Source organism: Erythrobacter sp. 3-20A1M, from assembly GCF_018636735.1.
Classification (GTDB): Bacteria; Pseudomonadota; Alphaproteobacteria; order Sphingomonadales; family Sphingomonadaceae; genus Alteriqipengyuania.
This window is the reverse complement of the sequence record NZ_CP045200.1, coordinates 1,471,534-1,490,904: the sequence shown is the minus strand read 5'-3', so window position 1 is coordinate 1,490,904 and position 19,371 is coordinate 1,471,534. Positions and strand designations below refer to the sequence as shown.

The 19,371-nt window shown below is 68.4% G+C and carries 22 protein-coding genes and 1 pseudogene; 17 read left to right on the top strand and 6 right to left on the bottom strand.

What is annotated here, in order from left to right; all coding sequences use genetic code 11:
* From F7D01_RS07380 to F7D01_RS07300, 17 genes are all read left to right on the top strand, one after another.
* Positions 1 to 309 carry a DUF6127 family protein gene (locus tag F7D01_RS07380; RefSeq protein WP_215229714.1) on the top strand — a complete coding sequence of 103 codons (309 nt, stop codon included), beginning with the start codon at positions 1 to 3 and terminating at the stop codon, positions 307 to 309.
* Positions 306 to 731, top strand: coding sequence for an HK97 family phage prohead protease (locus F7D01_RS07375; RefSeq protein ID WP_215229534.1), 426 nt, complete (start codon positions 306 to 308; stop codon positions 729 to 731). Before F7D01_RS07380 ends, F7D01_RS07375 begins: the two co-directional genes overlap by 4 nt.
* Positions 732 to 838: 107 nt before the next feature.
* Positions 839 to 2,005, top strand: a complete 1,167-nt coding sequence (locus F7D01_RS07370) for a phage major capsid protein (protein ID WP_215229533.1) — start codon at positions 839 to 841, stop codon at positions 2,003 to 2,005.
* 86 nt (positions 2,006 to 2,091) lie between these two features.
* Positions 2,092 to 2,637, top strand: a complete 546-nt coding sequence (locus F7D01_RS07365) for a hypothetical protein (protein WP_215229532.1) — start codon at positions 2,092 to 2,094, stop codon at positions 2,635 to 2,637.
* Complete coding sequence (locus F7D01_RS07360; protein ID WP_215229531.1) at positions 2,634 to 2,804, top strand: hypothetical protein; 171 nt, start codon at positions 2,634 to 2,636, stop codon at positions 2,802 to 2,804. Before F7D01_RS07365 ends, F7D01_RS07360 begins: the two co-directional genes overlap by 4 nt.
* Positions 2,801 to 3,193: a DUF3168 domain-containing protein gene (locus F7D01_RS07355; RefSeq protein ID WP_371819700.1), complete on the top strand. Its 393-nt coding sequence runs from the start codon at positions 2,801 to 2,803 to the stop codon at positions 3,191 to 3,193. The genes F7D01_RS07360 and F7D01_RS07355 overlap by 4 nt, the downstream gene beginning before the upstream one ends.
* A 163-nt stretch (positions 3,194 to 3,356) precedes the next feature.
* Positions 3,357 to 3,764, top strand: a complete 408-nt coding sequence (locus tag F7D01_RS07350; protein ID WP_215229530.1) for a phage major tail protein, TP901-1 family — start codon at positions 3,357 to 3,359, stop codon at positions 3,762 to 3,764.
* Positions 3,761 to 4,078 carry a gene transfer agent family protein gene (locus tag F7D01_RS07345; protein ID WP_215229529.1) on the top strand — a complete coding sequence of 106 codons (318 nt, stop codon included), beginning with the start codon at positions 3,761 to 3,763 and terminating at the stop codon, positions 4,076 to 4,078. The genes F7D01_RS07350 and F7D01_RS07345 overlap by 4 nt, the downstream gene beginning before the upstream one ends.
* Positions 4,075 to 4,272: a phage tail assembly chaperone gene (locus F7D01_RS07340; RefSeq protein WP_215229528.1), complete on the top strand. Its 198-nt coding sequence runs from the start codon at positions 4,075 to 4,077 to the stop codon at positions 4,270 to 4,272. The genes F7D01_RS07345 and F7D01_RS07340 overlap by 4 nt, the downstream gene beginning before the upstream one ends.
* On the top strand, positions 4,265 to 4,837 hold the full coding sequence (locus F7D01_RS07335; RefSeq protein WP_215229527.1) for a tail tape measure protein: 573 nt from the start codon (positions 4,265 to 4,267) through the stop codon (positions 4,835 to 4,837). The genes F7D01_RS07340 and F7D01_RS07335 overlap by 8 nt, the downstream gene beginning before the upstream one ends.
* A 269-nt stretch (positions 4,838 to 5,106) precedes the next feature.
* Positions 5,107 to 7,425: a DUF2460 domain-containing protein gene (locus F7D01_RS07330; RefSeq protein WP_215229526.1), complete on the top strand. Its 2,319-nt coding sequence runs from the start codon at positions 5,107 to 5,109 to the stop codon at positions 7,423 to 7,425.
* Positions 7,422 to 8,237, top strand: coding sequence for a DUF2163 domain-containing protein (locus F7D01_RS07325; protein WP_215229525.1), 816 nt, complete (start codon positions 7,422 to 7,424; stop codon positions 8,235 to 8,237). Before F7D01_RS07330 ends, F7D01_RS07325 begins: the two co-directional genes overlap by 4 nt.
* The gene (locus tag F7D01_RS07320) at positions 8,234 to 8,638 is read left to right on the top strand and encodes an NlpC/P60 family protein (RefSeq protein WP_215229524.1); all 405 of its coding nucleotides are present in this window, start codon (positions 8,234 to 8,236) and stop codon (positions 8,636 to 8,638) included. Before F7D01_RS07325 ends, F7D01_RS07320 begins: the two co-directional genes overlap by 4 nt.
* A gap of 37 nt (positions 8,639 to 8,675) precedes the next feature.
* Positions 8,676 to 10,850: a phage tail protein gene (locus F7D01_RS07315; protein WP_215229523.1), complete on the top strand. Its 2,175-nt coding sequence runs from the start codon at positions 8,676 to 8,678 to the stop codon at positions 10,848 to 10,850.
* Positions 10,851 to 10,877: 27 nt separating this feature from the next.
* Entirely contained in the window at positions 10,878 to 11,333 is a 456-nt protein-coding gene (locus F7D01_RS07310) for a DUF2793 domain-containing protein (RefSeq protein WP_215229522.1), read from the top strand.
* 195 nt (positions 11,334 to 11,528) lie between these two features.
* Positions 11,529 to 12,668, top strand: a complete 1,140-nt coding sequence (locus F7D01_RS07305) for an OmpA family protein (RefSeq protein ID WP_215229521.1) — start codon at positions 11,529 to 11,531, stop codon at positions 12,666 to 12,668.
* Between the two features lie 94 nt (positions 12,669 to 12,762).
* Entirely contained in the window at positions 12,763 to 13,347 is a 585-nt protein-coding gene (locus F7D01_RS07300; RefSeq protein ID WP_215229520.1) for a superoxide dismutase family protein, read from the top strand.
* Between the two features lie 24 nt (positions 13,348 to 13,371).
* On the opposite strand, the gene F7D01_RS07295 is transcribed toward F7D01_RS07300, so the two are convergent.
* The 6 genes and pseudogenes from F7D01_RS07295 to F7D01_RS07270 all read right to left on the bottom strand — a co-directional run bounded on the left by F7D01_RS07295 (position 13,372) and on the right by F7D01_RS07270 (position 19,357).
* Positions 13,372 to 14,976: an MFS transporter gene (locus F7D01_RS07295; protein WP_215229519.1), complete on the bottom strand. Its 1,605-nt coding sequence runs from the start codon at positions 14,974 to 14,976 to the stop codon at positions 13,372 to 13,374.
* An 11-nt stretch (positions 14,977 to 14,987) separates the two neighbouring features.
* Positions 14,988 to 15,689: a 7-cyano-7-deazaguanine synthase QueC gene (gene queC / locus F7D01_RS07290; RefSeq protein ID WP_215229518.1), complete on the bottom strand. Its 702-nt coding sequence runs from the start codon at positions 15,687 to 15,689 to the stop codon at positions 14,988 to 14,990.
* A gap of 52 nt (positions 15,690 to 15,741) precedes the next feature.
* On the bottom strand, positions 15,742 to 16,176 hold the full coding sequence (locus F7D01_RS07285; RefSeq protein WP_215229517.1) for a hypothetical protein: 435 nt from the start codon (positions 16,174 to 16,176) through the stop codon (positions 15,742 to 15,744).
* 83 nt (positions 16,177 to 16,259) lie between these two features.
* Positions 16,260 to 17,176: pseudogene (locus F7D01_RS07280) on the bottom strand (Hsp33 family molecular chaperone HslO).
* Between the two features lie 58 nt (positions 17,177 to 17,234).
* Positions 17,235 to 18,167 (bottom strand): ornithine carbamoyltransferase, encoded by a 933-nt coding sequence (gene argF / locus F7D01_RS07275; protein ID WP_215229516.1) that lies wholly within the window; start codon positions 18,165 to 18,167, stop codon positions 17,235 to 17,237.
* Complete coding sequence (locus F7D01_RS07270; RefSeq protein ID WP_215229515.1) at positions 18,164 to 19,357, bottom strand: aspartate aminotransferase family protein; 1,194 nt, start codon at positions 19,355 to 19,357, stop codon at positions 18,164 to 18,166. Before F7D01_RS07270 ends, argF begins: the two co-directional genes overlap by 4 nt.
* Between the last annotated feature and the right edge of the window lie 14 nt (positions 19,358 to 19,371).

Sequence of the window (19,371 nt, the reverse complement as noted above, 5' to 3'; positions counted from 1 at the left end):
ATGCACAATGTGGACATGCTCGCCCGGCTGATGGCCGAGGCGCAGGCGAAGGGCGGCGACCTGGTGACGCTGCGCGCCATCGTGGAGGAGGCGAGCGATCTGGGCGCGGATCGCGCGCTCGCCCGCATGGGCTTGGGCGATGCGAAGGCGCAGGGCGACCTTGGCGAATTGCGCGAGCTGCTGGGCGCGTGGCGCGATGCCAAGAAAAGCGCGTGGAAGGCGATGCTCGCCTGGCTGCTGCGCGGGCTGACCGCGCTGCTGCTGATCGGGCTGGCGGTGCGGCTCGGCCTGACGGAGCTGCTGAAATGAGCCCGGATCGGGTCCGGGGCAGGGACACGCTCCGCTTCGCAGGATACGCCGCCCTGTTCGACCGAGCGGACGGCGCGCGCGACACCATCCGGCGCGGCGCGTTCGTGCGCACGCTGGCCGGACGCAAGGATTCCTTGCCGCTGTTCTGGCAGCACCGCCCCGACCAGCGTATCGGCTGGGTCGAACATATCGCGGAGGACGCGCGCGGTCTGCGCGTGATTGCCGCGATCGACAACCCGGCGGGCCGGGCGGGCACGCTGCTGCGCCGCCGCGCGATCGACGGCCTCAGCTTCGGCTTCCGCACCCGGGCCGCCACGCACTCGCTCGCGGGGCGCGAACTGACGGAGGTGGACCTGTTCGAGGTGAGCCTCGTCACCCACCCTCTGCAACACGGCGCGAGAGTGCATTTCGTCGCATCGTAAGGCCCCGCGTGGGCGAAGGCCTCCTGCTCCCCCCTCACACCTGGTTCCAAATTATCCCCATCCCCCCAAGAAAGGACCGTACCCCTATGGATATCGCCACCACCCCCATGGCCACCCCCACCATCGCCTCCGTTCCCGCCGACCCGGCCGAGCAGAGCTTCGACATCGTCGCGCGCCAGGACGTTCTCGAAGCGAAGCAGAAAGGGGCCGACGCCGCGATCGCGACGTTGCGCACCGACGTCGACGAGGTGAAGGCCCGGGTCGACCGCATCGCCCGCGCGGCGACACGTCCCGCGCTCGCGCCCGTCTCCGACACGCCCGAAGTGAAAGGCTTCGTCGACGGCTACCTGCGGCGCGGCTCCACCGCGGAGATCAAGTCGATCAGCGGCGCGGTGCCATCGGACGGCGGCTATGCCGTGCCGCGCCAGATCGACGCGCTGATCGCCCGCGAACTGACCGAGATCAGCCCGATCCGCGCCATCGCGCAGGTCGTGCAGACCGGCAGCGCCGGTTATCGCAAGCTTGTGTCCACCGGCGGCACCGCCTCGGGCTGGGTCAGCGAGACCGCCGGTCGGCCGGAGACCGACACCCCGCGCTTCGCCGAGATCGCCCCGCCGACGGGCGAGCTCTACGCCAACCCCGCCGCTTCGCAGGCGATGCTGGACGATGCGGGCTTCGATCTGGAGGCGTGGCTGGCGAGCGAGATCGCGATGGAGTTCGCCCGCGCGGAAGGGGCGGCCTTCGTGACCGGCACCGGCACCAACCAGCCGGAGGGGTTCCTCGCCGCGCCGGCTTCCGCCGCCGCGGACTCGATCCGCGCCTTCGGCACGCTGCAATATGTGGGTACCGGCGACGATGCCGGGCTGGGCATGGCCCCCGACGCGCTGCTGATCGATCTGGTCCACACGCTGAAGGCAGGGCATCGCCAGGGCGCGAGCTTCGTGATGAACTCGGCCACGCTGGCGCAGGTGCGCAAGCTGAAGACCGGCGACGGCGCGTTCCTGTGGCAGCCGGGCATGGTGGAGGGACAGCCCGACCGGCTGCTCGGCTATCCGGTGATCGAGGCGGAGGACATGCCCGACATCGCGACCGGCGCTTTCCCCATCGCCTTCGGCAATTTCCGCCACGGCTATCTGATCGCGGAGCGCAGCGCGACGCAGGTGCTGCGCGATCCCTTCACCAACAAGCCGTTCGTGCATTTCTACGCCACCAAGCGCGTGGGCGGGCAGGTGCTGGATAGCGCGGCGATCAAGCTGCTGAAGATCGAGGGGTAAGAGGTTGTTGTTTGCGCGCGCCCGGATGGGCGTGCGCAAACAAACACCCTTTCCGCACTCTCACAACTGACCGGAGCCACTCTCCCATGCAGCGGACTTTCATCACCCCGCCCGACCCCGGGGCGGCGGCGCTGGCCGAATTGAAGCACTGGCTGGCGATCACCACCACCGGCGACGATGCGGCGCTCGCCGCGCTGCTGCGCACGGCGGCGGAGGCGTGCGAGGCCTTTACCGGCGTGCTGCCGCTGGTGGCGACGGCGGAGGAAACGCTGCCCGCATCGGGCGAGTGGCGGGTGCTAGGCACCCGGCCAGTGCTGGCGATCACGCAGGTCGAGGGGGTTCCGGCCGACGGTCCCGCCTTCCCCTTCGCCGCCGATGCCTACGCCTTCGACATCGCGGCGGACGGAACCGGGCATGTCCGGCTGCTGCGCCAGGGCGCTGCTGGCCGGGTGCGCGTCCGCTTCGATGCGGGGCTCGCCGCCACATGGTCCGCCGTGCCCGACGGTCTGCGCCACGGGATGCTGCGCCTCGCCGCGCATCTCTTCCGCGAGCGGGTAGAAGGGGGCGAATCGCAACCGCCCGCCGCCATCGCCGCGCTGTGGCAGCCGTGGCGCCGGATGCGCCTCGCATGATCGCCGCGCAGCTGACCGGCGGCGCGGCGCTAGTGCGTCGAATGACCGACCGCGCCGCGAAAGCAGCCGGTGCGCGGGCCGACGACATGCTGCACCGGCGGCGTGGCGACGAAGCCCGGTGGCGCGACGCAGCGCTGCTCTGGCCCCTGTTCGGAGACGAGCGATGATGGAAACCGCCCTGCGCGCCGCATTGATCGACTGGCTGGCGAGCGACCCGGCCCTGACCGACCACCTCAACATCGTCGCGGAGGAGGCCATCGTGCGTGCCACGCCGCCCTGGCTGGCGCTGGTCGCCAGCGCCTCGACCGACTGGAGCACGAAGACGCAGGCGGGCCGCGAGCTTCGCGTCGCGCTGGAACTGCACACGCGCGGAAACGACCCGGCAGGCGACGGCCCATTGGTCGATGCGATCGAGCGGCGGATAGAGGCCCTGCCGCGCGCGCAAAGCGGCTTCGCCATCGCCTCGATCGCCTTCCTGCGCGCCCGCGCCGAACGCCGCGCCGACAATGCGCGCGGCACGCTGCTCGAATACCGGATGCGGTGTCTCTCCACCTGACCCCCTCCCGCTCGCGGGAGGGGCAGCGAGACTTGGCGCCGCTTGGCGGCGTCTAGTCGCAGCAGGGTGGGCCAGCCTGCCCGCCCTTCACCCTGCCCACCCCCGACCCCTCCCGCAAGCGGGAGGGGAGCCCGTTCTTCGCCCCACAAAAAAGGATCCCATCATGACAGCCCAGAAAGGCTCCGCATTCCTTCTCAAGATCGGCGACGGGGCCACCCCCGCCGCCTACCAGACCGTTGCCGGGCTGCGCACCACGCAGCTGTCGATCAATGGCGACACGGTGGTCGTCACGCACAAGGAATCGGGCGGCTGGCGCGAGCTGCTGTCGGGCGCGGGAACGCGCTCGGTCTCGGTCTCCGCGGCGGGTATCTTCCTCGGCTCGCAGGCGGAGGCGCGGGTGCAGGGCCATGCGCTTGCGGGTACGATCGACGATTACGAGCTGTCGTTCGAGGACGGGGCGAAGCTGCGCGGGCGCTTCCTGGTCCAGCGGCTCGACTATGCCGGCGATTTCAACGGCGAGCGCAATTATACCATGCAGCTGGAAAGCTCCGGCCCGGTGATGCCCGCATGAGCGGCCCCGTGCCCAACGAGCTGCGCGGGGAAGCCGCGCTTGCGATCGCCGGGCGGCCGCATCTGCTGCGCCCCAGCTTCACCGCGCTGGTCGCGGCGGAGGAGGAGCTCGGCCCGCTGTTCGCGCTGGTCGACCGGGCGGCGGCGGGCGAGCTGCGGCTGGCCGAGATGGCGGCGCTGTTCTGGCATTGCCTCGCCGGGCGCGAGGCGCTGACGCGCGAGCAGGTCGGCGAAGCGGTGGTCGCGGCGGGGCTTGCCGCCTGCGCCAAGCCCTTGCGCACCCTGCTCGGCACGATCCTGAAGGGTAGCGGATGAGCGACGCCTTCCGAGAGACCGCGCCGCGCCTGCTGGCGCTGGCCGCCCGCGCGCTCGGCTGGCGACCGGACGAATTCTGGGCCGCCACGCCCGAGGAGCTGGCCCAAGCCCTGGCGGACCCGACGCATGTCTCGGTGGCGGGCCTCTCCCGCACCGATCTCGCCAGAATGATGGAGCGCGACAGAGATGGATGATCCGATCGACGAAATGCTGATCGAAGTGCGCGCCAGCACGCAAGGCTTCGCTGCCGACGTCGCGCGGATGCGCGCGACCGTGGACAGCCAGCTGGTGTCGGGCTTCGGCAGGGCGGGCGACGTGCTCGAGCGCGGGCTGCTGTCCGCCATTCGCAAGGGCAGCCTCGGCTTCGAGGATCTGCGCCGCACCGCGCTGTCGGTGATCGACCAGGTGGCGGCCCAGGCGCTGAAGCTCGGCCTCGATGGCCTGCTCGGCGGTACGGCGAAGAGCGGCGCGGGCGGTATCCTCGGCTCGCTGCTGGGCGGATTGCTCGGCCTGCCGGGCCGCGCGACCGGCGGGCCGGTCTCGCCCGGCAGCGGTTATCTGGTGGGCGAGCGCGGGCCGGAGCTGTTCGTGCCGACCAGCGCGGGGCGCGTGCTGCCCGCCGCGGACCGCCGCGAAGGCGCGCGGCAGGTCTCGGTCGACATCCGCCTCGCCCAGCCCAACCGCACCGACAGCCCCGTCGCGCTGCGCCAGTCCGGGCGGCAGGTGGCGGCGGCGGTGCGGCGGGCGTTGTTGGGTTGATTTTTTCCGCACCGACATCCGTCGGCGCGTCCTCGGTGCTGTTCCCGCCGCTTGCGCGTCGGGGCACCTGCGGGGCGGCCGCGTGGCCTTGCGGGGCTGCTGGTCGCAGCCCCGGACACTTCCCGGGCCACCACGGCCTGGAAAGGTTCGGGCTGCGCCAGCAGCCCGCAAGCGCGACTGCGCGCCGGCCGGTCAGGCCGTAGCCAAGGCGGGCGGATGCCCGCCGCCCGGCGCTTGAGGGCCAAACAAGAAAGAAAAGGACCCCCCACATGGCTTTCTGGCTCGCCAAGGAGCGCAACGGGCAGGACAGCGATTTCATCCAGCGCTTCGATCCACGGTTCTGGACGGTCGATTTCCCGCGCCCGATGCTCGCCAGTGTCGTCAGCACCGGCCCGGACGCGCTGCGGGTGGAGTGCGAATTCCACCACCATGACGCGCTCGCCGGGCTGATCTGGTGGAGCGAGGATACGCTCGATCATCCACTGCTCGCCTACCGGACGCTGCGCGATTACGCCCATGCCGAGCTCCGCTTCCGCTGGCGCTCGGCCGGGCTCATCCCGCTCGACGAGGTGCACGGGCCGACGCTGACGATCGAGGGGCGCGATGCCGCCGGCGCACCGCGCAGCTGGTTCGTGCGGCTGTGGAACTACGCCATCGGCACGCCGGAGGATGCGCGGATCGTACTGCCGTTCTCGGCGCTGGCGGATGGTTGGGCGGCGGATGGCGCGCCGGTCCACCCGGCGGATATCGACCGCATGTTCGTCTCGCTCGCCCCGCCCGGCTACGACCCGGCGAGCCACGCCCGGTTGCCGGCGCGCGCCAATGGCTGGGTCGAGCTGAGCGAGATGCGCTGCGACGGACAAGACGCCATGCTGGAGATCGGCGACGTGCTGGTCCCCCATCACGGCACCGGGATGTGCACCGCCTACGACGACAGCTACAACCAGACGCCAGAGCGACTGGTGCGCGCGATGCGCGGCCTCGGCTATGCCGCGCGCTTCGTCCACTATGTCGGGATGAGCCACCACTACCGGCTCGAATGGGTCGACGGTGCGCTGGAGGCGAACGCGGCGGGCGAACTCGCCGCACCGGCCGTCAACTGGCATCGCAGCCTGTTCGCCGCGTGCGAGCGGGCTGGGTTCGAGCCAATGGTTTCGGTTTCGGTCGAATTGCTGGCGCAGGACTGCCCGCCCGGCTGGATGCAGCGCGCGCCCGACGGGGCACCGGCCCTGACCGGGTGGGAGCCGCCTTCCACGCTGCTGTCGCCCTGTGTCCCGGAGGCGCGCGCTTTCCTGCGCGCGACAGCGCAGGCCTTCATGGCGCTGGTGGCGGAAACCGACCTGCCGCTGCGCCTGCAACTGGGCGAGCCATGGTGGTGGGTGAACCCGGACGGCGCGATCTGCCTCTACGATAGCGCAGCGCGCGCCGCCTTCAGCGATGCTGCCGCCCCGATTACCGATATGCGTGCACCGCTGTCGGAGCTGCAACAGGCGGTGCTGGACCAAGCGGGCGAAGCGCTCGCCGCGCTGGCGGAAGGAATCCAGGACGCGCTGCGCGCGGCCATGCCGCGCGAAATCGAGGTGTGGCTGCTGCTGTTCACCCCGACCATCCTCGATCCCGCCATGCCAGGGCTGCGGCGGGCCAACTTGCCGGGCGGGTTCGCCCACCCGCGCTTCGACGGGCTGCAGCTGGAAGATTACGACTGGCTGACCGCGGGCGGCGAGGGGCGCAGGACAGCTGCCTATGCCTTCATGGACGAACAGCTGGGCTACCCGCCCAACCGGCAGGAATATCTCGCCGGTTTCGTGCGCTACGCCGCCGATGCGCCTGCCTTCTGGCGCGCGATCGACGCCGGGCTGGCCGAGGCCGAACGGCGCGGCACGGTCCGTTCCTACGTCTGGGCGCTGCCGCAGGTGGCGCGCGACGGATACACCCGCATCCCCACGCCGGAGGACGAGATGCAAGCTTTCGACGATGTGCTCTACCCGCTGGCGCTGGGCCGCGACGCGGCGGTCAGCCCGGAATTTCGCACCACCATCGCCGCGACCGCTTCGGGGCACGAGCGGCGCAACACGCAATGGGCCGACGCGCGCCTCTCGTTCGAGGTCGGGCCGGGCATCCGTTCGGAGGAGGAGCGGCACACCTTGCTCGCCTTCTTCCGCGCCCGGCGCGGGGCGGCACGCGGCTTCCGCATCGCCGATCCCTTCGATTGCAGCTCGCGCGCCATGGTGGGCATGCCCACGCCGTTCGACCAGCTTATCGGGACGGGCGACGGATCGCGCACCCGCTTCGCGCTGGTGAAGCGCTACGGCGACGGCGCGGAGGCGCAGGAACGGCGCATCACCCGCCCCCGCGCGCCAACGGTGCGCGTCGCGGTCGGAATCGAAGAGACGAGTGACTTCACCCTGGAGGATGGCGGCTGGATCGTGCTCGCCACACCTCCGGTGGCAGGGGAGGAGGTGCGTGCGGGATTCGCGTTCGACGTGCCCGTCCGCTTCGCCTCCGACCGGCTCGACATATCGGGTGCCGCCTTCGCCGCGGGCGAAGCGCCCAGCGTGCCGCTGGTCGAGATAAGGGAGGCGGTATGAGCCCGGTCCTGCTCGATGGGCCGCTGGAGTCGGTCGTCCCCTATTGGCAGGTGTTCCGGCGCGACGGCATCGCGCACGGGTTCTGCGCGCACGATCGCGACCTGTGGTTCGACGGGCTGACGCATCGCGCCGCCCCGGGGATCGCCCCATCCGCGATCCGGCTGGTCGCCGGGCTGGAAGGCGACAGCGCCGGGGTCTCTGGCGCGCTTTCGCATGACGGGATCGCCGAGGACGACCTTACCGCCGGGCGCTTCGACGCCGCCCGCGTGATCGTGGGCGCGGTCGATTGCGAGACCCTCGAACGCATCGCCCTGTTCACCGGCACGATCGGCGAGGTCGCCCATTCCGGCAATGGCTTCGAGGCGCAGCTCCTGCCCGAAACGGCAGCACTCGACCGCGATACCGTGCCGCGGACCAGCCCGACCTGCCGCGCGGCCTTCTGCGGGCCGGGCTGCAACCTTCCTCCATCGGCCCATGAAAGTGAGGTCGTGCTGCTGGCGCTCGCCCCCGATACCGGCATTGCCCGGTTTGAAGGGATGGATGCAGCTCTCCATCGCTTCGGTTCGCTGCGCTGGCTCGACGGTCCGGCCCGTGGCTTGCGCGCCAGCGTGGTTGCGGCGGACGGCGACGCGCTGACCATCGATCCGATCCCTGCTGGACAACCGCCCGGCAGCCGCGCGATCCTGCGCGAGGGATGCGATCACACGCTGGCGACCTGCCGCACGCGGTTCGGCAACGGAGCGAACTTTCGCGGCGAGGCGCATCTTCCCGGCAACGACCTGCTGACCCGCCGCCCCGCGATGCCCGGATGAGCGATCGCGGCGCGGCGATCGCCGCTGCCGCCCTGACGCTGGTCGGCACCCCGTTCCGGCTGCATGGACGCGACCCGGCGCTGGGGCTGGATTGCGTCGGGGTGATCGAATGGAGCCTGGGGGCCGCGGGCATCACGCTTCCCCTCCCGCGTGCCTATGGCTGGCGCAATCGCAGCTGCGATCACCTCATTCCGTCCTGCGAGAATGCCGGGGGCCGGATCGTCGGCGGCCCAGCATGGGTCGGCGACATCGTGCTCGCCCGGCCCGGACCGGGGCAGCACCATCTTCTCGTGATGACCGGGCCGACCGGTTTCGTTCACGCGCATGCCTCGCTCAGGCGCGTGGTCCACCAGCCGGGGGCGGTTCCCTGGCCGATCCATTGCCGCTGGCGGTTCGGATGACGGCCCGCCGACTCCTCTCCACAAGGATATCACGTTCATGGCCACGCTCGTTCTATCGACTGTCGGAACACTGGTCGGCGGACCGGTGGGCGGCCTGCTCGGCGCGGCGATCGGGCGGCAGCTCGACGGTTCCGTGTTCGGGGCACCGGCACGCGAAGGACCGCGGCTGAGGGAACTGGCGCTCACGACGTCGACCTACGGCACGCCGATCGCCCGCATCCACGGCACCATGCGCGTGCCGGGCAGCGTGATCTGGGCCTCCCAACTGCACGAGAGTCGGTCCAGCGCGGGGGGCGGAAAGGGGCAGCCGAGCACCACCAGCTACAGCTATTCCGCATCCTTCGCAGTCGCGGTTTGCAGCCGGCCGATTACCGCGATCGGTCGGATCTGGGCCGATGGCGCGCTGCTGCGCGGGGCGGCGGGCGATCTCAAGACGGGCGGGCAGTTGCGCGTCCATCGTGGCTTTGCCGATCAGCCGCCCGATCCGCTGATCGCCGCCGCGATAGGGGCCGATTGCCCTGCCTTTCGCGATACGGCCTACCTCGTCTTCGAAGACCTGCCGCTCGCCGATTTCGGCAATCGTCTTCCCGCGCTTACTTTCGAAGTGATGGCAGCGCCCGCATCGGTCTCGCTAGGGGCGATTGCGGCCGGGTCGCCGCAAGCCTCCGGCGAGAGCGAGCTGGTCGGCTTGACCGGCCTGGCGGTGGACGGCGGCACGCCGCGCGACATGCTCGCGATGCTGGGCCGCCTCTATCCTGTCGATATCGCCGGGTTCGCCCGAAAGGCGATACTGCGCGCGCCAGCCACGGGCGACGAACCCCATTTGCCCGAGGCGCTGGAGGTTCTCTCGCAGGGAACAGCCCATGCCGGCGCGGAATGGGTGCGCGAGACCGATCCGGCATCCCCGCTGCGCGCGATCCGCTATTACGATCCGGCGCTCGATTTCCAGCCGGGTATCCAACGCGCGGAGGGACGGGCGACCGGCGACGGAGAGAGGTCGTTCGACTGCCCCGTCGCGCTACCGGCTGCCGAGGCCCGGCGGCTGCTGCAAGATGCGGCGCGGCGCCAAGGCACCTCGCGTCGGCGCGTGTCGTGGCGGCTCGCCGCGCTCGACGCGCGGTTCGCGCCCGGCGCGCTTGTCAGGGTTCCGGGACATGCGGGCCTGTGGCGGGTAACCGCCTGGGAATGGCGCGATAGCGCCGTGGAGCTCGAACTGGCGCTGGAAAGCGGCGCGGGCGTACCGGCGATGGACGGCGCGACCGATGCCGGATCGCCCGTGCTGCCGCGGGACAGGGCACCCGGCGCGCTACGGTTCTCCCTGGTCGATCTGCCGTGGGACGGGCGCGGCGATGCAAGCGGCCCGCCGCTCTACGCGGTACTTTCCGGCGAACATCCGGAGGATGGCGCGGCGCTATTCGCGCACCGGGGCGACGAGCTGGTGCCGGTGGTCGACTTCGCGCGCGCGGCGGCGGTCGAGGGACGGCTGGCCGAGCCCTTGCCTCCCTCGCGCGCCGTGCGGTTCGAACAGGCGGCCAGCATGCTCGTCGATCTGTCCTTTGCCCATATGCGTCTGACACCGACCACGATGGAGGGGCTGGTCGCCGGCGCGAACCGGCTGCTGGTCGGGGACGAAATCGTGCAGTTCCTCGATGCGGAAGCGGTCGGGGAAACCCGCTGGCGGCTGACCGGCCTGTTGCGCGGGCGCGGCGGGACCGAACCGATGGCGCAGGTGGGCCATGCGGCTGAGACCAGCGCGATCCTGATCGACGAGGCGCTGCTGCCGCTCCCCGGCGCGCCCGCCATGTCGCTCGCGGGCACGCGGATGACGGCGATCGGACGAGGCACCTCGGAGCCGATCGAAGCCGATGTCCGGAAACCGGGGGCAGGCGTGCGCCCCCTCGCCCCCGTCCATACAAGGCGATCGACCGAGAGCGATGGCGCGGTCACGTTTTCCTGGACCCGTCGCGCGCGGGGTGCCTGGCTCTGGCGAGATGCGGTGGACGCTCCGCTGGTCGAGGAACGCGAACTCTACCGTCTGGGGATCGGCGACCTGGCGTACCCCGTGCGTAGCTGGACCGCCAGCCGGGGCGAATACCGCTTCGCCGCCGACGAGATGCACGCGCTCGAGGTCGCCTTCCCCAGCGAGACCCTCTGGGTGCAGCAGGTGGGGAGCTTCTCGGCCGGCCCGCCCACTTCGCTTGCCATCCTGTAATCACACTTTCCACAAAGGAAGCGACCCATGTCAGACCCGTTCCAGTCCGCCAACCACACTGCTCGGCATAGCCTCCCCCTGCTCTATCCCGGACAGGCGCAGAAGGAGTTCTTCGTCAACGAAGCGCTCGCACGGCTCGATGCGCTGATCGCGCCCGCTGTCGTGGGGGTAGCCGACACGCCACCCGCCGACCCGGACGAAGGTGACATGTGGCTGGTGGGCACCGCCGCGAGCCAGTCCTGGGCGGACCGGCCCGACCATCTCGCCACCTTCACCGGCGGCGAATGGCTCTTCTGCGCCCCCGTTTCCGGCATGCGGGCATGGGATCGTAGCGCGGCTTGCCACCTCCTGTTTCGCGACGGATGGCACCTTGCCTCGCCTCCGCAACTGCCTGATGGCGGAGCGACGATCGATAGCGAAGCGCGCGAGACGATCCGTGACCTAATTGCAACATTGCAAGCTGCAGGCGTGCTTTCGCAATAATTATTGGAACCCATCCGCCGAGTTGCCGTTTGCGCATCACAGGAGGCTGGTCTCGCTCTTTTTTGCCGTACTATCCCAGGATATGAGGCATTCTTGCAACATTGGGCCGGATTAGCCGCTTGCCTCTGTATAGGGGAAAAGTTAGATGGGAGGCCTCTTGGTGGCTTCAATTCCAATAAGAAGGGGAATTACATAATGCGGAAACTCGTCATAGGAATGGCGATGGCCTCTACGGCCCTTGCATCGCCTGCCTTGGCGCGCGACAACTCTTGGTATGTCGAGGCCGATGGCGGTGTGATGATCGTCGAAGACACCGATTTCGACGTGAACGGCGTGTCGGGCGACACCAGCTTTGATTCCGACGTCGGTTACGATTTCGGCGGCCTGGTCGGCTACGACTTCGGTCCGTTCCGTCTGGAAGCCGAGGGCAGCTATCGTCGCGCCAGCTTCGACTCGGCCACCATCGGCACCAGCGGATTCCCCGCAGGTCCCGCCGGTCAGATCTCCGGGTCGGGTGTGGCAGATCCCGTCAACGGCCGCATCAGTTCTCTGAGCTTCATGGTCAACGGTCTGGTCGACTTCGGTCCGGATGACGGCGTGCAAGGGTTCATCGGCGGTGGTGCCGGTGTCGCTCGCACCGATGTCAATGCCAGCATCAACAACCTGAACGGTGCCGGCGCGGTCGACGGTCTCGACGATTCCGACACCGGTTTCGCTTGGCAGGTACTGGCGGGCGTTCGCGCTCCGCTGACCGACAATATCGACGTCGGCCTGAAGTATCGCTTCTACAACGCCGAGAACGTCGATCTGGTCGATCGCGCTGGCCGCGATATGAGCACCAAGATGCGCAGCCACTCGCTGCTGGGTACGCTGACGTACAACTTCGGCGCGCCTGTGGCTCCGCCCCCGGTGATGGCACCCCCGCCGCCGCCGCCGCCGCCGCCGCCGCCGCCGCCGCCGCCGCCGCCGCCCGCACGTCCGGCGTGCAACACCGGCCCCTACATCGTGTTCTTCGACTGGGATAAGTCGGACATCACGCCGGAAGCGGCTTCGGTACTCAACAACGCGGTTTCGGCCTACGCCAATTGCGGCACGGCTTCGGTCATGCTGGCTGGTTACACGGATACGTCGGGTACCAAGCAGTACAACCAGGGCCTGTCCGAGCGTCGTAACGACTCGGTCCGCTCGTACCTGTCCAGCCGCGGTATCCCCGATGGCCGGATCAGCAGCGAAGGCTTCGGCGAGAACGACCTGCGGGTCCCGACCGCCGACGGTGTGCGCGAGCCGCAGAACCGTCGCGTTCGCATCACCTACGGTCCGGGTTCGGGCATGTAAGGCGATCGATCCGATCGAATTGGAAAGGGGCCGGAGCGATCCGGCCCCTTTTTCGTTGGCGTCAGGATATCCTCTCTCACGAAAAGGATTAGAGATGGCGACCCGAAACCCTCGCAAATCTTTCCGCGGCGAAGCCTTCCACGCCAATGTGTTCGGCGCGCTCCTTCTCGCCGCAGGCGCACTGAGTCTTTCCGCCTGCGCTACCCCGACAGTCGGCGATCTTCCGATCGAGCAGCTGGCCAGTGCCCGGCTCATCTCCGCGACAGGAGCTCCGGGCGGTACGGTCCAACTGATGGGCAGCGGAAACACGATTACGGTAGCCCTAGTGGCCACCGGACTCACTCCCGGGATGCATGGGTTCCACCTGCATCAAACCGGCTCGTGCACGCCGCCGGACTTCACGTCGGCCGGCGGCCATCTCAATCCCTACGACAGGCACCACGGGCTGGAGAATCCCACCGGCCCCCATCTGGGCGACATGCCCAATCTAGAGGTCGGTCCTTCGGGTACCGTCAGCACCACCGTCGATCTGCGCGGAATGCAGACAGAGTTGATGAAGATACTGTTCGACGCCGACGGTACCGCCGTCGTGATCCATTCGGGTGCCGACGACTACCGGACCGACCCGGCAGGGGACGCGGGAAGCCGCGTGGCGTGCGGAGTGCTTGAAAGGGCCTGACCGTTCCTCGCGCGCGGGCGGCGATTAGATCGGTTCGCCCGCCGCCCTCGCCCGCTCCTGCAGTGTCGCTTCCGCTTTCGGCACGAGGCGGATAGCGACCACCAGGAGGATCAGTCCCACCGGCGCAGCCGCGAGAATGCTCAGCATGCCGGTGGCGAGATCATCCCCATGCTTGGCCGAAACAAGACCGGCGAGATACGGACCGAGCGCGAGGCCGACCAGCGTGGTAGCGAGAAAGAAGGTCGCCGTGGCCACCCCCCGCATCCGCGGCAGGACCAGCGCCTGGCTCGCCGCCGCCGCCGCACCCAGTGCGCTTGCCCCGCAGAACTGCGCGGCGAACGCCGCGATGAGAAACACCGTCTGGCTCGATGTGGTGAACATCGTCCAGATGATCGGCAGCGGCGCGATCAAGCCGAAGAGGACCACGAACAAGCGGCCCGATGGGGTCCGGAGATAGAGTGCATCTGCCATTCTGCCGCCGGCGATGACGCCCAGGAAGCCTGCCACCGCGCTGGGCGCGCCCAGCAGCAGCCCGATCTCCGCCTTGCTGATTGCAAAAGCTCGCTCGGCATAGGGCGCCCCCCAATAGGACGTGGCATAGGCGATAAACGCCACGACGCCGTAACCCAGAATGGTGGTCATGAAGGCGGGCGAACCCCAAGTCAGGCTGAAGGTCACCGGGTCGCGCGAACGCAGCGCGGTGGCCCAGCTGAAGATGGCGTAATAGCCGACGCCGAGGAACAGCCATTGGTCCGAGACCTGCGCGACGACCGCTCCGGGCCCCGACCCGAGCCAATTCGTGAGCCCTATCGCCAGCAGCGCAAACAGGACGATCGCGCCGACATTCACCAGCAGCGCGCCGACACCGCGCCGCGCCGCGCCGAGGATGGTCAGCGGGGGAATGATCTGCAGCAGTTCGTCCACGAAACCGCGGAAGGGCTTCTCCACCGGCTCGCTGGGCATGCCGTCGATCAGGCCGCGAACCGGTTCCTTAAGCGTCAGCACCCATAGCGCCAGCGCGAGCCCCGGGAGGCCGACGATGATGAAGGCCGCTTGCCAACCGGCGAGGTTCAGCGGGCCGCCGTTGGGATAAGCCGATTCCCAGTTCTCCACGATCAACCCGCCGATGAGCAGGGAAAGGCCGCCGCCGAGATACAGGCCGGAGGAATAGATCGCGAGCGCGGTCGCCCGCAATCGGGCCGGAAACCAGTCGGAAATGAGCGAATAGGCGGAAGGGCTCGCCGTCGCCTCCCCCACGCCGACCCCGACTCGCGCCGCGGTCAACAGCGGGGCCGTGCGTGCGAGGCCGGACAGCGTGGTCATGGCCGACCACAGCGCCAGCCCGATCGACATCAGGCGCACCCGGTGCCAGCTATCGGCCAACTTGCCCAAAGGTATGCCGAACAGCGCGTAGAAGATGGCAAAGGCGGTTCCGTACAGGAAACCGAGATAGGCATCGCTGACGCCAAGATCCGCCTTGATGTCGTTGGCGAGGATCGAGAGGATCTGCCGGTCGACGAAATTGAGGACATAGACCAACAGCAGGACCGTCAGCGCATACCAGCTATAGGCAGGCACACCGGCATCGCGCGCAGGCTGAGCTGCGGGCACTTCGTCAGCATTCGGCATTCGTTCTCTCCCTAGGCCGGCGGTATGTCGTCGGGATACCGCAGCCCATCCTCCAGACCCGCTTCCGCGAACCCCTTGCGCCGAAGTCGGCAACTATCGCAAGCGCCACATGGCAATCCGTCCGCACGCGGATCGTAACACGACCAGCTCATCCCCGTATCGAGGCCGAGCCGGTCGGCCTCCCGCGCGATGTCCGCCTTTGACATGTACTGCAGTGGCGCGTGAATGACGATCGGGCCGTCCTCCACCCCGATCTTCGTGCCCAGGCTGGCTGTGTGGGCGAAACTGGTGATGAATTCGGGTCGGCAATCGGGATAGCCCGAATAGTCGAGCGCGTTGACACCGATGAAAATGTCGCGCGCTCCGCCGCTTTCGGCGAAGGCGGTGGTCAGCGACAGGAATACGAGATTGCGCGCCGGCACATAGGTGACCGGAATGCCTTCCCCCACCCCGTCCTTGGGTACGTCGACATCGTCGGTCAGCGCCGAACCGCCGAACTTGCGCAGGTCGAGCGCGAGTTCGACATGCCGGGTCGCGCCCAGTTCCGCAGCGATCCGGCGCGCGGCATCCAGTTCGCGGCGGTGCCGCTGACCATAATCGATGGTGAGCGCATGAAGCGCGAAGCCCTGCTCGCGCGCGAGCGCGGCGGACACCATGGAATCCAGTCCCCCGGAAAGGAGAACGACGGCAACAGGTTCGCCAGTTTCAGCCATCGGGCCGGGCTAGCCGAAGTCCCGACGCGGCCCAAGCCCGATCTGCGTTCGTTCAGCAGCCGCCGGTGCGGCGCGCCTCCACGGAGAACGAGAAAGGCTGACCGTTGCTCATGCCTTCCGATGTAAGCTGCACGAGAGTGGAGCTTTCGCGCCGGATGGTAGTGAGGCCGTATCCCGACTTGCTGCAGCTGTACTGCACCGCGACCCGGCTCGGCCCGTCTTCGATGAGATAGCTTTTGCACGGCCCATTGGAGCGGTGCCGCAGCCGAATGAGCTCGGTCCCCGAACGCAGGCAGATCCTGCTTGTCGCTTTGGTTTCCCGGTCGCGCACTTCCCACATGCCGCTCTGCAGCGGCTGGAGCTTGCCAAGTTCGGGCGCTGCGGCCCGAACCGGGCTGACCAGAGCCAGTGCGGCGATGGCCGCGCCGATCGCGCCACTGCGCAGCCGGCCGGAGGATCGCGTCGATGTCGTCCCGGTGCGAAGCATCGCGGGTCCCCTTTCATGGTGTCGATAATGGTGGATGGTGCGGTTCATCAGACCGCCTATCACCGATAGGTGTCGATTCGGTTTCATGCCGCCACGGAAAAGACCTTGCTGCAGAATGCGCAGTCGACCGGAATGTTTCCGCTTTCGTCACGCATGTCGCGCAAGTCTTCTTCGGGAAACCGGGCGAGCACCGTGCGGTAGTAATCCTGCGAACAGCGGCAGCCGCGCACGATCCGCGGCCCCAGCGTGGTTCGCACTGCGTCCTCTTCGTGGAACAGGCGCCAGAGCAGCGCCTCCAGCGAAATCTCGGGATCGAGCAGTTCCTCGTGCCGCACGCTGCCGGCCATGACCGACACATGCTCCCAGTGCGGGTGCTCCTGCCGCGCCTCGATGCGCTCGCGCCCTTCCTCGCCATCGGCCATGTGCTGGATCAGCAAGCCCGCGCCCGAACAGCCATCCGGGCCGGAACGCACCGCGATGCGAATCTGGGTGGGGACTTGTTCCGACTGGAGAAAATAGCTCTCGCACGCTTCGGCGAGCGAATCGGCTTCCAGCGGAACAATTCCCTGATAGGCCCGCGCCCATCAGCCATGTCGAAAGTGATCGCGAGATAACCGCCGGCGAACAGCGCGGGGAGGCCGGGATTCGCCCCCAGCGTGGCCAGCCGCTCGCGATCGAAATCGACATAGCCGCGCAGTTCGCCGCCACGATAATCGCAAACGAGCAGCTTCACCACGCCGCCATCGGTCTGCGCCTGCATGGTCATCTGCCCTTCGTCGCGCTTGACGAGGGCACCGATGAGCGTCGCTATCAGGAGCGCTTCGGCCAGGAGATGCTTGATCGCCGGTGGGTAATCGTGCGCGGCAAGCACGTTGTCGAGCACCTCGTCGAGACGCACCACGCGCCCGCGCACGTCGCGCGCGGGAATGGAGAACGCCAACAGGCGATCCGAATAGGTCTCCTCCTGGGAGACGGTCTGCGACGCGGGATTTTCGGGCATGACCCGAATATGGGAATTTTCGCGCCGCAGAGAAGACCCCGCGTTCCGCAGCTACCCTTCAGAGCAGGCCGAATGCCCACAGCAGGACGGATTTTTGCGCATGGATGCGGTTTTCGGCTTCGTCGAAGACCAAAGATGCCGGGCCCTCGAACACACCCTCGGTCACCTCGTCGCCGATATGGGCGGGCAGGCAGTGAAGAAAGCGCGCATCCGGCTTCGCCCGCGCCATCAGGTCGGCATCGACGCGGTACGGCGCCATCGCCGCCAACTTCTCCTCCGCATGGGCCTGACCCATGGATATCCAGGTATCAGTCACCACGATATCGGCCCCGTCGGCGGCGGCGCCTGCATCCTGCGTCAAGGTGACGGTCGAGCCCGCGGCCCGGGCCAGTTCCACGAATTCGCGCTCCGGCTCGTAACCCGCGGGCGTCGCGACGCGCACGTTGAAACGCATCAGGCCCGCCGCCTCCAGGATCGAATGGAGCACGTTGTTGCCATCCCCGAACCAGGCGAGTTCGAGGCCGGGCAGGCTCTTGCCGTTCTCCACGATGGTCAGCAGGTCGGCCACGATCTGGCACGGATGCGATCGATCGGTGAGGCCGTTGATCACCGGCACCGTGGCGTGGCGCGCCATATCCTCGATCTTCGCGTGATCGTCGGTCCGGATCATGATCGCATCGACCATCCGGCTGAGCACCCGCGCGGTATCGGCGATCGACTCGCCGCGTCCCAGCTGCATCGAGCCCGATTCCATCACCATCGCGCTGCCGCCGAGCTGGCGGATCGCCATGTCGAAGCTGGCGCGGGTGCGGGTCGAGCTTTTCTCGAAAATCATCGCCAGCACGCGGCCAGCGAGCGGCGCATCCGAATCGCACCGCCCCTTCGGCCAGTCGGCACGGGCCCGCTTGCGGTCGATCGCATCGACCAGCATGGCCGCGATCGCATCCCCGCCGGCATTGGACAGATCGAGGAAGTGGCGGGGCGCGGTCATCCCGTCGCACTCGGATCGTAGTCGGCCGCCCCCGCCGAAAGCTTGTCGAAGAACTCGTCGATCTCGGCATCGCCGACGACCAGCGGCGGCAGCACGCGCAGCGTCTGGTCGCCTGCCGCCACCGTCAGCAGCTGGTGCTTGTCGCGCAGGTGCTGGAAAAACGGACGGCTCTCCACCTTCATCCGCACGCCCAGCATCAGCCCGGCGCCGCGAACGCAGTCGAACAGGTCCGGATAATTGCCGATGAACTGGTCCAGCCGGGTACGGATGCGTTCGCCCTTCGCACGCACGTCGGCAAGGAAATCGGGATCGGTCACGACCTCCATCACCGCACTGCCCGCCGCCATGGCGAGCGGGTTGCCGCCATAGGTCGAACCGTGGCTGCCGAAGCCCATGCCGCGCGCCGCCTTCTCGGTCGCAAGGCACGCGCCGAGCGGGAAGCCGCCGCCGATCCCCTTCGCACTGGCCATCACGTCGGGCTCCACCCCATACATTTCGTATGCGTAGAGGTGCCCGGTGCGCGCCACGCCGCACTGGACCTCGTCGAACACCAGCATCAGGTCCTGCTCGTCGCAGATCGCCCGCAGCCCCTCGATGAATTCCTGGCTCGCGGGGCGGATGCCGCCTTCACCCTGGATCGGTTCGACCAAGAAACCCGCGGTCTTCGGCCCGACCATCGCTTTGGCCGCCGCGAGGTCGTCGAACTCGCAATACTGGAAACCGGGCAGCAGGGGCATGAAGCCCTTGTGCATCTTCTCCTGGTTGGAAGCGCTGATCGTCGCCATCGTGCGACCGTGGAAGGCGCTGGTGAAAGTGATCAGCTCGGTCCGGTTCGAATCGCCATCTTCATGCTGGTGATAGGCGCGCGCCGTCTTGATCGCGCATTCGACCGCTTCCGCACCCGAATTGGTGAAGAACACCGTATCGGCGAAGGTGTGATCGACCAGCGTCTGCGCCAGCCGCTCCCCCTGCGGGCTGCCGTAGAGGTTCGACACGTGCATCAGCGTTTCGGCCTGCTGCTGTATCGCCCCGATCAGTCCGGGATGCGAATGGCCCAGAAGGTTGACCGCGATGCCGCTGGCGAAATCGAGATAGCGCGTCCCGTCCTCGTCGATCAGGTGGCAGTTGTCGCCGCGCACGGGGCGGACGTCGCAGCGCGGATAGACGGGCATGAGGGGGGAAATGGCCATGGCGTACCTCTGAT